At 49.8% G+C, this 400-nt stretch carries 1 pseudogene; it reads left to right on the forward strand.

What is annotated here, in order from left to right:
• Window positions 1-180: 180 nt before the first annotated feature.
• Window positions 181-400 (forward strand): annotated as a pseudogene (locus JUJ53_RS25330) (hypothetical protein); the annotation flags it as partial.

Genomic DNA, 400 nt, shown 5'->3' on the forward strand with positions numbered 1-400 from the left:
GACTCATACCAACTCTATACCAGTTTTCAGTCTGCTGATTTCTACCTGTCCAGAAGGCTGTCGCTCTATCATGGCCCAGCGATTATGGTTCTCATGGTAGAGCTGCGGTTATCTCGCTCCCCAGCGGATGGTGTTGAGAACAGTCATTGATAAGCTTTAGAGTATTCCTATATGATGCTCATGAACCGTCCGATTCGATTAACGAAACCCCCAAATGACATTGTCACGGCGACAATAGGCCTGTTAACGCAGGAGCACGCCGGACAAGTCGAAGATATCTGGGAAGGCATTCTGCGGGAGACAGAGCAGCCTGACGCTAGTTGGGACTGGGCCTATAAGTTACGACTGGCTGTCAATGATGATCGCTATGAGGCTTACGGCATCGAGTTTGAAGCGCTAC

The organism is Leptolyngbya sp. CCY15150, assembly GCF_016888135.1.
Taxonomy (GTDB): Bacteria; Cyanobacteriota; Cyanobacteriia; order RECH01; family RECH01; genus RECH01.